Below are 12,105 nucleotides of genomic sequence, written 5' to 3' on the forward strand. Positions count from 1 at the left end.
CGAGCTTTCCGAGGCGAAGGTCACCGGTCGCCTTGCCCGCGATCGCACCCCGCTGTCGCCCTCTCGCTCGACGCCACCACTCCACCGGACAACACCAGTTCGCCAGTTGGCCCACCCAGGCACCCGCTCAGATCACTTAAATCACTCAGACCTCATTAGTCCCACCAGCCTCAGAACCATGTACCTCCAATACCTGTCGGTCTCGCGGCCGACGCGGTTGCACCGAAGGATCGAGCCTTGGAACACCCCGTTTCACCCACCGCCCCCTATCTCCACCGCGCCCCCGGCGACGTCCCGTACCTCAGTGCGGACGGCGAGACCTATCTGGCCCAGACCCAGCTGCGCCATCTGGACAAGAGCCGGCCGCTCAGAGTGCTGTCGCCGGAGGACTTCGCCTTCTGGCAGACGTATGGATACGTCGTGGTGAAGCAGGCGATACCGAGGGCTGCCGCACGCCAACTTCTCGACTTCACCTGGGAGTTCCAGGGGCTTGATCCCGACCGGCCCGAAACCTGGTACCAGGAAAGGAAGTTCCGTACGGACCTGGACCGGGACCTGCACGTCTATGGCTTTGTCGAGGCGTACCACCACCAGCTCCTGTGGGACAGCCGACAGGCCCAGCGCGTGTACGACGCGTTCGTCGACGTATGGGACAGCGAGGAGTTGTGGGTCACCCTCGACCGGCTCAACCTCAACCCGCCGAACGTCAGGAACCGTTCCCGTGAGCTGATCGCGCCCACGGAAGAGGGGTTCGACATCGAGCTCCACTGGGATGTCGACACCACGTCCAGCGTGCTGCCGCAGCGCGTCCAGGGGATCATCGCGCTGAACGACACCAGCGCCGAGACCGGCGGTTTCCAGTGCTGTCCCGAGCTGTTCCGCCGCTTCGACCGGTGGGCCGCGCTGCAGCCGGAGGGCCGGGACCCGATCCGGCCGCGCATCGACCGGGATGAAATGCCGGTCGTTCGGCCCGAGTTGGAAGCCGGGGACCTGCTGATCTTCAACGGGATGCTGGCGCACGGCGTGGCGCCGAACTCCTCCGAGTCCGCCGTCCGGGCCGTCCAGTACCTGTCGATGATGCCGGCCCTGGAAACCCACGAGACGCTGCGCCGCTCCCGCGTCGACTCCTGGCGCACCCTCAGCACCCCCGACTGGAACCCGACCCTCCTCGGCGACGCGGACCGGCCCGAAGCGCTCCGGTACGGCACGGCCGACCTCACCGATCTGGGCGCCAGGCTGCTCGGCCTGGAGTCCTGGAAGGGGCGGCAGCGGGGCGCGGGCCAGGAGGAGGCGGCATGCGCCGTATCTGTCTGACGCTGCCGACCAACAGACCCTGCGCCGACACCCTTTCGGCCCTCGGCGAGGAGGCTGCCTACGCCGCCGAGACCTTCGATGTCGAAGTGCGGCTGCTGGTCCTGGACTCCGCCGACGCGCCCGCGCGCGAGCAGCACCGTGCCGTCCTGCGGAGCCTGCCCGCCGATCCGCGGATCGCCGTCCATCACCTCGACGAGGCGGAGCAGCGCGACTTCCTGCGCCGGGCGATCGCCCGGGCCGACACCCCCAAGCCCGACCTCCTGCTCGACCTCATGCTCCCGGACCGCGTCTCCTACGGAGCCTGCACCAACCGGGCGTTCCTCATCGCGGCCGCCCTCGGCTGCGACTCCGTGCACCGCAGGGACTCGGACAGCCGCTACCAGAGCGTCGACGGGCGTCCCGTCTTCCCCGTCCATCACGAACTGCGCACCCTCGGCCGACGGGCCGTGGACGCCGCGGCCATGGTCGACGAGACGGTCCTGGCCACCGCGCACCAGGGCAGGAGCGTCGCGATGGTCGGCGGCTCCTTCGTAGGCGAACTCTCCGTCGACATCGCCGAGATCAAGGCCCTCGACCCGGACGTCTACGCCGACATCGTCGGCCTGTGGGCTCCCGGGCACTGGTCGGACGAGCAGCGAAAGGACCTCGCCGCCGAGTCGTTCCTCGGCGCCGGCGTCGAGCCGTTCGCGCACGATCGCTCGCTGCTCACCCTCGTCGACCCGATGCGCGTCGACATGTGCAACATCGCCTTCCACGGCGTGCACGAACGCGTCCCGCTGCCGCCCGCCACCGACACCATCGGCAGCGACTACTTCCTCATCCACCTCGTCCACGACGCCGCGCTGCCGGGTGTGCTGCACAACCGCGACATCGTCAACTTCTATACAGGTGAACGCCGGACGCACGCCGGTTTCCTCGCGTACCAGCTGCGCTTCGCCAAGTTCCTGCTGTCGATGCTGTATCTGCACCACGTCTACGAGCGGATGGCCGAAGCGGGCGAGACGCTCCTGGACGGCCGAGGGCAGGTGCGCGCCGATCTTGTCGCCCGCCTCATTCGCGAGAGCGCCGGCCTCGACCGGGCGGAGAACGTACGGCGGCTCGACGTCCTGGACGCCGCCTACCGACAACTGGGCGATAAATACGAGGAGTTGGTCGACGATCTCGCTGTCCGGCGCGAGCGGCTGCTCGACGAGGCGCGCCGCGACATGGAGGACTTCGCCCTGCTGACGGAGGGCTGGGAGACGTTGGTCCACGCGGCCCGCGTCACGCCCGTGCTCAGTCACGCGCCCAGCGCGGAGGCGGTCCGATGACCGACGTCACCGCACTCCACGGCGCGCTGGCCGCCACCGCGGAGGACCGGCTCGTGTACGACCTCGACGGGATCGGCGACCGCTGCGACGAGCTGCTGCGCGAACTCCCCGGTATACGCGTCCGGTTCGCCCTGAAGGCCTGCCCCGTGGACGAAGTCCTCGGGTATCTCGCGGAGCGCGGGGTCGGGGTCGACGCGGCCGGTCCCCAAGAGGTCGCGCAGGCGCTCCGGGCAGGCGTCCCGGTCGAGCGGATCCACTACGGCAGCACCGTGAAGTCCGACCAGAACATCGTGCACGCCCACCGCCTCGGCATCCGCGACTACGCCACCGACAGTCTCGAGGACGTCCGGGCCGTCGCCGCGCACGCGCCCGGCGCCCGCGTCTTCTGCCGGCTCGCCACCACCGGCGACGGAGCGCTGTGGGGCCTGAGTGAGAAGTTCGGGTGCACTCCCGACGACGCGGTTCAACTCATGCTGGAGGCTGCGGAGTCGGGCCTTGTCCCCGCTGGCCTGTCCGTGCATGTGGGGTCGCAGCAGATGACGGCGGACGCCTGGCAGGACGCGTTCGCCGACCTCGCCGAAACGATGACGGCCCTGGGCCGGCGCGGCCTGGTCCTCGACCACATCAACCTCGGCGGCGGGCTGCCCGCACGCGGCTACGCCGACCGGCACGGCACGCCCCTCGACCCGCCGCTCGACAAGATCTTCGCCGTACTCCGCGACGGCATGCAGCATCTCAGGGACCTCCACGAAGACCTGGACGGACACCTCCACGGCGGGCGTCTCGCCTTCGTCGTGGAGCCGGGCCGTCACCTAGTCGCCGACCACGGTGCCGTCCGCGCCCGCGTGGTGCGCCTGACCCGGCGCCGCGGCCCCGACGGCGAGCAGCGGAACTGGCTGTATCTGAGCGTCGGACGGTTCAACGGCCTGTACGAGACGGACGCCCTGCAGTACCCCCTCCACTTCCCGGAGCACCCGGAGCACCCGGAGCACTCAGGGCGGTCCGACACCGAGCACGTCCTCGCGCGTGTCGCGGGCCCCACCTGCGACAGCGACGACGCCTTTCCCGGCCTGGTACGGGTACCGAAGGACCTCAGGTCCGGCGATCCCGTCTGGGTGCTGTCCAGCGGCGCCTACGCGGCCAGCTACATGACCCGCGGATTCAACGGCTTCGCCCCGCTCCCGCACACCTGCGTCGGCGGCCGCCCATGAACGACGCCGTCCGCGTCCGCGCCATCGCCGAACGCGACTGGAGCGCCATCACGGCGCTGGAGTCCCGGGCGTACTCCAAGCTCGGCCTGTCGGAGGGGCAGGCCGCCTTGCGTGCCCGGCGTGACACCTCGCCCGACACCTGCTTCGCCCTGCATGTCGAAGGCCGACTCGCGGGCTACGTACTGGCGTTGCCCTATCCGCACGGCGCCTACCCCGACCTGCGCCGCGTGCGGCGGGCGGCCGCGCCGACGCGCAATCTGCACCTCCACGACCTCGTGATCGCGCCGGAACTGCGCCGCCGAGGTCTCGCCCGCCACCTCTTGAACCACCTCTGCGCGGCCGCGCGCTCCAGCGCGTACGAACGGCTCTCCCTGGTCTCCGTCGGTGGCACGGAGGCGTTCTGGTCGGCGCGCGGCTTCACCCCGCATCCCGGGGTCCTGGCCCCGGGCGAGTACGGGGAGAACGCCGTCTACATGTCCCTGCCCCTTGAAGTGAGTGGTGTTGTGCGTGTCCCCTGTCTCTGACGGTGTCTCCGGTACCTCCGGCGCCTTCCGCCGCCACCAGTGGGCGATCGCCGCACTGTTCTGCTCCCTCGGCTTCCAGTACGCCACCTGGGCCTCGCGCATCCCCGCCCTCAAGGACGACCTCGGCCTCACCGCGGCCGAGGTGGGCTTCCTGCTGATGGCCGCGGGGATCGGCGCGGTCATCTCCTTCCCGCTGGTCAATCCGCTCATGACGCGGTTCGGCTCGCGGCGGCTCGCCCTGCTGTCGGCGCTCGGGCTCACGCTGCTGCTCTTCGCGCTGGCCGCCGCGCCGAACTACCCGGTCGCACTCCTCGTCCTGGGCGTCGACGGCGTCCTGGTCGGCTGCCTGAACGTCGCCATGAACGCCCAGGGAGCCGCGCTGGAGGCCCGGTTCGAGCGCACCACCATGGCCCGCCTGCATGCCACGTTCAGCGGCGGCTCCCTGCTCGCCGCCCTGCTCGCCTCCCGTATGAACGCGATGACGTCGTCGGTGTCCGCCCACTTCGCCGTCGCCGCCGTACTCCTCCTGCTGTTCTGCGTGTACGCCCGGACCGGGCTTCTCACCGACGACGCGTCCGAGCAGCAGACCTCGGAGCAGACCTCGCAGAAGAAGGAGGAGGAGAACGAGAAGGCGAAGGAGAAGAAGAAGCAGTGGTCCATGCCCTCCGGCGTGGTGCTGTGGATGTGCGTCGCCATGGCGTTCGGCACGGTCACCGAAGGTGCCATGAACGACTGGTCGACGCTCTATATGCAGGAAGTCGCCGACGCCTCGCACCAGTTGGCGCCGCTCGGCATCGCCGTGATCTCCGCGATGATGGTGCTCGCCCGGATCTTCGCCGACGGCTGGCGCGGCCGCTTCGGCGACGGCCGGGTCGTCGTGGCCGGCAGCGCGCTGGCCACCGCGGGCCTGGCGTTCGCCCTGCTCGGTGGTGGCGTCGTGACGGCCCTGACGGGCTTCGCCTGCGTCGGCCTCGGCATCGCGGCCGTCACCCCGTGCGTCTACGTCGCCGCGGCCCGGCAGGGTTCCGACGCGCTGGCCCTTGTGGCCGCCATGGGGACGACGGGCCTGCTCGCGGGACCGCCCCTCATCGGGTTCGTCGCGAACGCGACCAGCCTGGTGTGGGGGCTCGGTGTCGTCGCGGGCGCGGCGGCCGTCGTCTGCCTGTGCGGTACGCGGATCCGGTGGCGGGACGTCCCGGAGGAGAGTTCTGTGACGTCGCCGGTGGAGGCCGTGCCGGGCAGCGGCACCGGGTGATGCGCGCGGCCGCTACTGCGTGGGCGGTCGGCAGCAGGTGCTAGCCGGCCCGCTCTGCGTGGCCTTCCAGGCGGCCGGGGCGCCCGCGCCGCTCCGGTCCGGCTGTCGCGGTACGGCGGGATACCGGACCAGTTCCGCGCGTACCGCGTCCGGGAGTTCGCCGGAACGTCCGTACTCGACGAGGTGCCGCGCGACCTGCGGCAGCGTGCTGCCGACGCGCATGGACATCTCGCGCAGCACGTCCCAGGCCTCGGCCGGTGTGCTCCGTCCCAGCGCGAGGAGCACGCCGACGGCCTGGTCCACGACGGCGCGGTGGCGCACCATCTGGCGGAGCCGGGCGACCTCGGCCTGCAGGGCCGCCCTCTCCTGAGTCGCAGCAGTCGCAGCAGTCACAGGTTCCTGGACCACAGGCGCGTTCTCGGGCGCACCGTGGTCCGGGCGCGGGTCGTGCGACGTCAACGAGCATTCCTCCGGGGGCTGAGAACTGGGGAGTGGGTTCGGGTGGCCGGGGCCGGGTTCAGTGTCCGGTCAGGGCGCGGCGGGGCGGCTGCCCGTAGGACGCACGGTAGAGGGACGCGAACCTGCCGGGGTGGTAGAACCCCCAGCCGGCCGCGATCGCCGTGACGGTGGCGCCGCTGGACGGATCGGCGGCCAGCAGCTCGTGGTGCGCGAGCGAGAGCCGGATCCGGCGCAGATGTGCGAGCGGCGTCGTGTCCAGGTGGCGGCGGAACGCGTACTGCAGGGCGCGGACCGTGATGTGCGCCGCGGCCGCGATCTCGGCCACGGTGAGAGGCTCGCGCGCGTGCTCCTCCATGAACGTGAGCGCGCGCCGCAGGGACCTGGGGTGCGCGTCGTTGCGGTCGCTCGCGGTCGGCTCGGTGAGCGCGGTGTGCGGGAACGCGGCCAGGACGGCGGCGGCCAGATGCTGCGCCGCGGTGGCGGCGACGAGCGGCTGGACCGCCACGTCGGGATCGGCCAGCACGTGATCGCGTACGTGGATGATCGTGCGCTTGAGGTGGCGGGCCGCCGGTTCCGAGACCGGCCGGTGCCCGGTGAGGCGGACCGGGCCGGGCTTCGCCGTCGGATCGGTGGCGGCGACCTGGTTCAGCAGTGCCGGGTCGAGCATCGTGATGTTGTAGCGGGCGCTGCAGATGCGGCCCTGGTAGGGCAGTTCGGGCGGGGCGAAGGACACCACGTCGCCGGGGCCGAAGGCGTCCTCGACCCGGGCGAAGCCGTGGTCCTGGATCGTGCCCTCGTGCACGACGCACAGGCAGATCTTGCCGAGGGGCGTGACCGAGTAGCTCATGTCGAAGTCGACGTCGAGCTCGTCGACGCTCACCCCGGTCATGGTGTCGCGGCGGACCTGCGCCCGGCTGGAGCCGGCCGTGCCGTTGCCGATGCGCATCCGCGCGTAGGCATGGCTGAGGAAGTCCTCGGTCACCGCGATGTCGCTGCTGTCGAAGTGCAAGGTCTGCAAGACGCCTCCCACCCGTGTTTTTTTGTCCGCGCTGCCCAACAAGGAGAGTACGGCTCCGGGACGGCGTGCTGTCACGCCGAGCAGGGAGTTCGGCCGGGACGGCTTCGTTTTGTGGATAGGTCGTGATGATGTGTTCGCTCGTGGTGCAGCGGCGGCGACGTGCGGACCGGCACTCTCACTGGGCGGGGCATGAACAGCGAGAGGTGGTGGACCGGCGATGGAGGAAGACCGGTCGGCCGAGAGCATCCCCTTGCTGCAGGCGGAGGTGCGCCAGCTGCACCAGGCCATCGCCTCGCACATGGTCGTCGACCAGGCGATCGGGGTCGTCATCGTGCTGGGCCGCCTCGCGCCGGAGCAGGGCTGGGACGTCCTGAAGGAAGTCTCGCAGCACACCAACACCAAGCTCCGGGCAGTCGCGGAGCAGGTCGTGGAGTCGATGCACGGCAAGGAGCTGCCCGCGAGCACCCGGGGCGCGCTGGACACGGCGCTCGCGCGGACGCGGCCTTAGGGTCTGGCTTCGAGCTCCCCTCTGCCCGGTGACGCCCGGCACGCGCTCTCGCCGCACCGGGCGCAAAGCCGAGTACGCCCGGTACGAGGCCCCGCACCCGGCCCGCCGAGAGCACGCACCGAACGCCGCCGGGCCGCCCTCCGGGCGACGAGGGAGTTTGAAGACACGCCCCAGGCGGTCCGGCCCCCGGCTCAGCTCAGCTGCAGTCGCATCAACGTCAGATCGAGCCAGCGCCCGAACTTCGTGCCCACCTCGCGGACCGTGCCCGCGTGCTCGAACCCGTGGCGCTCGTGGAGCCGGACCGACGCCGCGTTGCCCGCCTCGATCCCGGCGATCATGACGTGCAGGCCCGCCGTGGACGCGGACGTGACGAGCGTGCCGAGCAGGGCGGAGCCGATGCCCTTGCCGTGGTGGCCGTCCGTCACGTACACCGAGTTCTCGACCGTGTGCCGGAACCCGGAGTAGTCCTTCCAGGGGCCGTAGACCCCGAACCCGACGACCGTGCCGCCGACCTCGGCCACGTAGGCGGAGCCGCGCCCCAGGTGCGCGCCGAGCCAGGCCGCGCCCTCGGCACGCGACTGCGGTGTGTCCGTCCACAGCGCCGTCCCGTGCGCGATGGCGTGGTTGCGGATGGCGAGGACCGCGTCGAGGTCCTCGGAAAGTGCCGGGCGGACGGTCACCGCCCGCATCCCCGTCTCGTATGGTGGATTCATGTCCAACATCGTAGACCCCCTGGTCGAGCGGATCGGTGCCCGCATCAGGGCCGAGCGTGACCGGCGCCGCTGGACGCTGTCCGAGCTGGCCGAGGCGTCGGGGGTCTCGCGGGCGATGATCAACCGGATCGAGCGGGGCGAGAGCAATCCGACCGCCGTGGTCCTGGGCAAACTGTCGGCGGCGTTCCAGTTGGGTGTCGCCGTGCTGCTCGACCCGGACGCGGGCGCGGACCGGGTGCGGCGCGGCGACGCGGCACCGCGCTGGCTCGACCCGGAGACCGGGTACGCGCGCCGCCAGCTGTCGGGCCCCGGCTTCCCGGCCGACCTCGCCGAGATTCGGCTGCCCGCCGGGGCCCACGTCCCGTACCCGGCCGCCGCGTTCGCCTTCCACCGGCAGATCATCTGGGTCATCGACGGCCGGCTCACCTTCCACGAGGGCGACACGGTGCACGAACTGGACGCCGGTGACACCGTCGAACTGGGCCGGCCCGCGCCGTGCGTCTTCGTCAACTCCACGGACAGGGAGTGTCGTTACGCCGTCGTCCTGGTCCGCGGCGAGGCACCGTGAGCGGCCTGCACGAGGGAGCGGGGCCGCTGCGCCGCGGCGGCGTCGGGCTGCTCGCCTGCACCGCCGGGATCGCCCTCGCCAACAATTACGCCGTCCAGCCCGCGCTCGGCGACGTCGCCCACGACACCGGCACCTCCGCGGCCGCCGTCGGCCTCGTCACGACCGCCGCGCTCGCCGGCTGCATCGCGGGCTTCGCCTTCCTGCTGCCCCTCGCCGACCGCGTCGCGCCCCGCCGTCTCGTCACGGGACAGCTCGTCCTGCTCGCCACCGGCCTGGTGCTCGCGGCGCTCGCCCCCGGACTCGGCCTGCTGCTCGTCGCGTACGTGATCATCGGCGCGGGCGCGAGCGTCAGCGCGGGAGCCTCGACGATCGCCGGGCGCGGTGTGCCCAGCGAGCGGCGCGGGGCGGCTGTCGCGCTCGTCGCCGCCGGGATGTCCGCCGGGATCCTGCTCAGCCGCCTCGTCGGCGGAGCCCTCGCCGACGCGATCGGCTGGCGCGGCATGCTGCTCTCTTTCGCCGGGCTCGTCCTGCTGTGCGCCGCCGGGGCCCGACTGCGGCTGCCGGCCGAGCGGCCCGAGCCCACGGGAAGCTACCTCGCGACGCTGACGGCACTGCCCGGGCTCCTGCGGCGCCACCGGACGCTGCGCCGCGCCGTGCTCACCGGCAGCCTCTGGTACTTCGCGTTCAGTCTCATCTGGGTCGCGCTCACCGTGCGCCTCGCCCAGCCCCCGTACGCGCTCGACGCCGCCGCCATCGGCCTCTACAGCCTGGCCGGTGCGCTCGGCTTCGCCGCACTGCCCGTCGCCGGACGCCTCGGCGACCGGTTCGGGACGCGCGCGGTGATCTGCGCGAGCATGAGCGCGGCCGCGGCGGGGGCCGCGCTGCTCTGCACCGGCCTGGACACACCGGCCGTCACCGCGGCGGGCCTCGCCCTCGTCGACGCGGGCTGCTTCACCGCCCAGGCCGCCAACCAGGCCCGCATCCTCGGCATCGACCCCCGCCGCTCCGGCAGCCTCAGCGGCGTCTACCTGCTGCTCTACTTCCTCGCGGGCGTCGTCGGCTCCGCGCTCGCCGCACCCCTCATCGAGGCCGGCGGCTGGCCCGCCGCGTCCGGCGCGGTGCTCGGCGCCCTCGTACTCGCCGGGCTGCTGGCGCTGCGCTGCGACAGCGCTGACCCGGGGTACGCGGCAGAACGGCCGGGACGCGAACGTCCCGGCCGCCCCTCTCGTACAGGTTTCTAGTCCTCGGACCGCTGCGCGTGCTTCTCCGCCTGCTCGGCGTGCAGCTTCTTCACGCGGACGTTCTCCTTGCGGACCTCCGACTGCGTGGCCCGCTCCTTCCGCAGCCACGAGGGGTTCTCGTCCTTGAGGGCGTCGATCTGCTCGGTGGTGAGCGGCTCGGTGACACCGCCGCGGGCCAGGCCCGCGATGGAGACGCCCAGCTTCTCCGCGACGACCGGACGCGGGTGCGGGCCGCTCGCGCGCAGGTCGAGCAGCCACTGCGGCGGTTCGGCCTGCAGCGCGCTCAGCTCACCGCGCGAGACGACGCCCTCACGGAACTCGGCGGGCGTGGCATCGAGATACACGCCCAGCTTCTTCGCCGCCGTGGCGGGCTTCATGGTCTGGGCGTTCTGGTGCGAACTCATGAGGTCAAGGGTATCGAGCGCGGGGGACACGCCCGACCATGCCCGACCACGACGGGTAGCCTTACGGCGTGACAGGCACGGAAAAGACCCCCGCGGCGACCCCTTCGTTCCGGCTCGCGTACGTTCCCGGAGCGACCCCCGCCAAATGGGTCCGGATCTGGAACGAGCGACTGCCCGACTCCCCGCTCGCCCTCGTCCCGGTGGCCGCCGCCGAGGCGTCGGACGTCCTGCGGCGCGGTGACGCCGACGCGGGCCTGGTGCGCCTGCCCGTGGACCGTACGTTCTTCAGCGCGATCCCCCTCTACACCGAGACCACCGTCGTGCTGGTCCCCAAGGACCACGTCGTGGCCGCGGTGGAGGAGATCACCCTGCACGATCTCGCCGACGAGATCGTGCAGCACCCCCTGGACGACGTCATGGACTGGGAGCGCCCGCCCGGGCAGCCCGCCGTCGAGCGCCCCGCCACCACCGCCGACGCCGTCGAACTGGTCGCCGCGGGCGTGGGCCTGCTCGTCGTGCCGCAGTCGCTGGCCCGGCTGCACCACCGCCGTGACCTCACCTACCGGACGATCACGGACGCGCCGGGATCGGACATCGCGCTCGCCTGGCCCGAGGAGCGCACCACCGACCAGGTGGAGGACCTCATCGGGATCGTGCGCGGCCGGACGGTGAACAGCTCCCGGGGCCGTACCCAGACGCCGGCCCCGCAGGAGAAGAAGAAGCCCGCGCCCTCGGGCGCGCGGAAGGCGCCCGCACGGGGCGCGGCCCGCCCCAAGCCCGGCACCAAGCAGGTCGGCAAGGGCAAGCCCAAGCCGCAGAGCGGCAAGCGCGGGAAGCCCCGCAAGCGGTCGTAGGGTCCGGCCCCGCTAGTCGTCCGTCGCGGGTCCGGGTGCCCCGGCCCGCAATCCGTCCGTCACCAGGTCCAGCAGGCGTCCCGCGCGCGACTGCCAGTCGCTGTGCGGGTCGACCAGCCACAGGCCCGCGATCGCCAGCATGAAGTCGTCCGGGGTGACACCGGGCCGGATCGTGCCCGCTCGCGCGTTCGCATCGAGCAGCAGTGCGATCGCTCCGGTCAGCGGGCCGTGCGCCAGAGTCTTCATGGTGCCGCGGGCCGTCGTCGCCTCGCGCAGCGCGTCCGCGAGCCCCGCCTTGGCCATGGCGTACTGGGCGAGCCGGTCCATCCACTCGCGCAGCGCCACCTCCGGCGACCGGGTGCACAGCAACTGGGCCGCCGTGTCGGCGACCTGCTGCACCTCGTACCGGTACACCTCCAGGACCAGCGCCTCCCGGCTGGGGAAGTTGCGGTAGAAGGTGCCCTGTCCGACGCCGGCCTTCCGCGCGATCGCGCTCAGCGGCGCGTCGGCCGAGCGCGTCAGTTCGGCCAGGGCCACTTCGAGGATGCGCTCGCGGTTGCGCTGCGCGTCCGAGCGCAGTGCCGCCTGCTTCTTCGGATGCTGCACGCCTCCTCCTTCGGTCCGTGGCGCGGAAAGGTCCTTGCTGAACGGACAGCTGTCCACTACGTTCGTGACCACAGAGTGGACAGATGTCCGCTTCGTTGTCGATCCCACCATAGCGGCGAC

The 12,105-nt window shown here is 71.9% G+C and carries 14 protein-coding genes; 9 read left to right on the top strand and 5 right to left on the bottom strand.

Annotation, left to right across the window (positions count from 1 at the left end):
• The first annotated feature begins 237 nt into the window (after positions 1-237).
• The 5 genes from AB0J02_RS17110 to AB0J02_RS17130 are packed head-to-tail and all read left to right on the top strand — an operon-like array spanning position 238 to position 5,614.
• Complete coding sequence (locus tag AB0J02_RS17110) at positions 238-1,314, top strand: phytanoyl-CoA dioxygenase family protein (RefSeq protein WP_363194462.1); 1,077 nt, start codon at positions 238-240, stop codon at positions 1,312-1,314.
• Positions 1,296-2,624 (top strand): DUF6271 family protein, encoded by a 1,329-nt coding sequence (locus tag AB0J02_RS17115; RefSeq protein ID WP_363194463.1) that lies wholly within the window; start codon positions 1,296-1,298, stop codon positions 2,622-2,624. The genes AB0J02_RS17110 and AB0J02_RS17115 overlap by 19 nt, the downstream gene beginning before the upstream one ends.
• Positions 2,621-3,835, top strand: a complete 1,215-nt coding sequence (locus AB0J02_RS17120; protein WP_363194464.1) for a type III PLP-dependent enzyme — start codon at positions 2,621-2,623, stop codon at positions 3,833-3,835. The genes AB0J02_RS17115 and AB0J02_RS17120 overlap by 4 nt, the downstream gene beginning before the upstream one ends.
• Entirely contained in the window at positions 3,832-4,359 is a 528-nt protein-coding gene (locus tag AB0J02_RS17125; RefSeq protein WP_363194465.1) for a GNAT family N-acetyltransferase, read from the top strand. The genes AB0J02_RS17120 and AB0J02_RS17125 overlap by 4 nt, the downstream gene beginning before the upstream one ends.
• Positions 4,343-5,614: an MFS transporter gene (locus AB0J02_RS17130; protein ID WP_363194466.1), complete on the top strand. Its 1,272-nt coding sequence runs from the start codon at positions 4,343-4,345 to the stop codon at positions 5,612-5,614. The genes AB0J02_RS17125 and AB0J02_RS17130 overlap by 17 nt, the downstream gene beginning before the upstream one ends.
• Positions 5,615-5,626: 12 nt before the next feature.
• Here the strand turns inward: AB0J02_RS17130 and AB0J02_RS17135 are convergent, their stop codons facing one another.
• Positions 5,627-6,007, bottom strand: coding sequence for an ANTAR domain-containing protein (locus AB0J02_RS17135; protein WP_363194467.1), 381 nt, complete (start codon positions 6,005-6,007; stop codon positions 5,627-5,629).
• Positions 6,008-6,131: 124 nt separating this feature from the next.
• Complete coding sequence (locus AB0J02_RS17140) at positions 6,132-7,091, bottom strand: AraC family transcriptional regulator (protein WP_363194468.1); 960 nt, start codon at positions 7,089-7,091, stop codon at positions 6,132-6,134.
• Positions 7,092-7,308: 217 nt separating this feature from the next.
• On the opposite strand from AB0J02_RS17140, the gene AB0J02_RS17145 reads away from it, so the two are divergent.
• Positions 7,309-7,599 carry an ANTAR domain-containing protein gene (locus tag AB0J02_RS17145; protein ID WP_363194469.1) on the top strand — a complete coding sequence of 97 codons (291 nt, stop codon included), beginning with the start codon at positions 7,309-7,311 and terminating at the stop codon, positions 7,597-7,599.
• A gap of 191 nt (positions 7,600-7,790) precedes the next feature.
• Here the strand turns inward: AB0J02_RS17145 and AB0J02_RS17150 are convergent, their stop codons facing one another.
• The gene (locus AB0J02_RS17150; protein ID WP_363194470.1) at positions 7,791-8,312 is read right to left on the bottom strand and encodes an N-acetyltransferase family protein; all 522 of its coding nucleotides are present in this window, start codon (positions 8,310-8,312) and stop codon (positions 7,791-7,793) included.
• Here AB0J02_RS17150 and AB0J02_RS17155 point away from each other — a divergent pair.
• Positions 8,311-8,880: an XRE family transcriptional regulator gene (locus tag AB0J02_RS17155; RefSeq protein WP_363194471.1), complete on the top strand. Its 570-nt coding sequence runs from the start codon at positions 8,311-8,313 to the stop codon at positions 8,878-8,880. The genes AB0J02_RS17150 and AB0J02_RS17155 overlap by 2 nt on opposite strands.
• Complete coding sequence (locus tag AB0J02_RS17160) at positions 8,877-10,121, top strand: MFS transporter (RefSeq protein ID WP_363194472.1); 1,245 nt, start codon at positions 8,877-8,879, stop codon at positions 10,119-10,121. Before AB0J02_RS17155 ends, AB0J02_RS17160 begins: the two co-directional genes overlap by 4 nt.
• Here AB0J02_RS17160 and AB0J02_RS17165 read toward each other — a convergent pair.
• Positions 10,118-10,525, bottom strand: a complete 408-nt coding sequence (locus AB0J02_RS17165) for a DUF5997 family protein (protein ID WP_363194473.1) — start codon at positions 10,523-10,525, stop codon at positions 10,118-10,120. The genes AB0J02_RS17160 and AB0J02_RS17165 overlap by 4 nt on opposite strands.
• A gap of 68 nt (positions 10,526-10,593) precedes the next feature.
• On the opposite strand from AB0J02_RS17165, the gene AB0J02_RS17170 reads away from it, so the two are divergent.
• Positions 10,594-11,379 (top strand): LysR family substrate-binding domain-containing protein, encoded by a 786-nt coding sequence (locus tag AB0J02_RS17170; RefSeq protein WP_363194474.1) that lies wholly within the window; start codon positions 10,594-10,596, stop codon positions 11,377-11,379.
• 12 nt (positions 11,380-11,391) lie between these two features.
• On the opposite strand, the gene AB0J02_RS17175 is transcribed toward AB0J02_RS17170, so the two are convergent.
• Positions 11,392-11,985, bottom strand: coding sequence for a TetR/AcrR family transcriptional regulator (locus AB0J02_RS17175; protein ID WP_363194475.1), 594 nt, complete (start codon positions 11,983-11,985; stop codon positions 11,392-11,394).
• Positions 11,986-12,105 lie beyond the last annotated feature (120 nt).

It is taken from the genome of Streptomyces sp. NPDC050264, assembly GCF_040655895.1.
Taxonomy (GTDB): domain Bacteria; phylum Actinomycetota; class Actinomycetes; order Streptomycetales; family Streptomycetaceae; genus Streptomyces.

What these genes read in the sequence shown, in the direction of transcription:
- AB0J02_RS17115 (WP_363194463.1), top strand. Translation starts at nt 1,296, where the DNA reads ATGCGCCGTATCTGTCTGACGCTGCCGACCAACAGACCCTGCGCCGAC.
- AB0J02_RS17120 (WP_363194464.1), top strand. Translation starts at nt 2,621, where the DNA reads ATGACCGACGTCACCGCACTCCACGGCGCGCTGGCCGCCACCGCGGAG.
- AB0J02_RS17125 (WP_363194465.1), top strand. Translation starts at nt 3,832, where the DNA reads ATGAACGACGCCGTCCGCGTCCGCGCCATCGCCGAACGCGACTGGAGC.
- AB0J02_RS17145 (WP_363194469.1), top strand. Translation starts at nt 7,309, where the DNA reads ATGGAGGAAGACCGGTCGGCCGAGAGCATCCCCTTGCTGCAGGCGGAG.
- AB0J02_RS17155 (WP_363194471.1), top strand. Translation starts at nt 8,311, where the DNA reads ATGTCCAACATCGTAGACCCCCTGGTCGAGCGGATCGGTGCCCGCATC.
- AB0J02_RS17150 (WP_363194470.1), bottom strand. Translation starts at nt 8,312, where the DNA reads ATGAATCCACCATACGAGACGGGGATGCGGGCGGTGACCGTCCGCCCG.
- AB0J02_RS17165 (WP_363194473.1), bottom strand. Translation starts at nt 10,525, where the DNA reads ATGAGTTCGCACCAGAACGCCCAGACCATGAAGCCCGCCACGGCGGCG.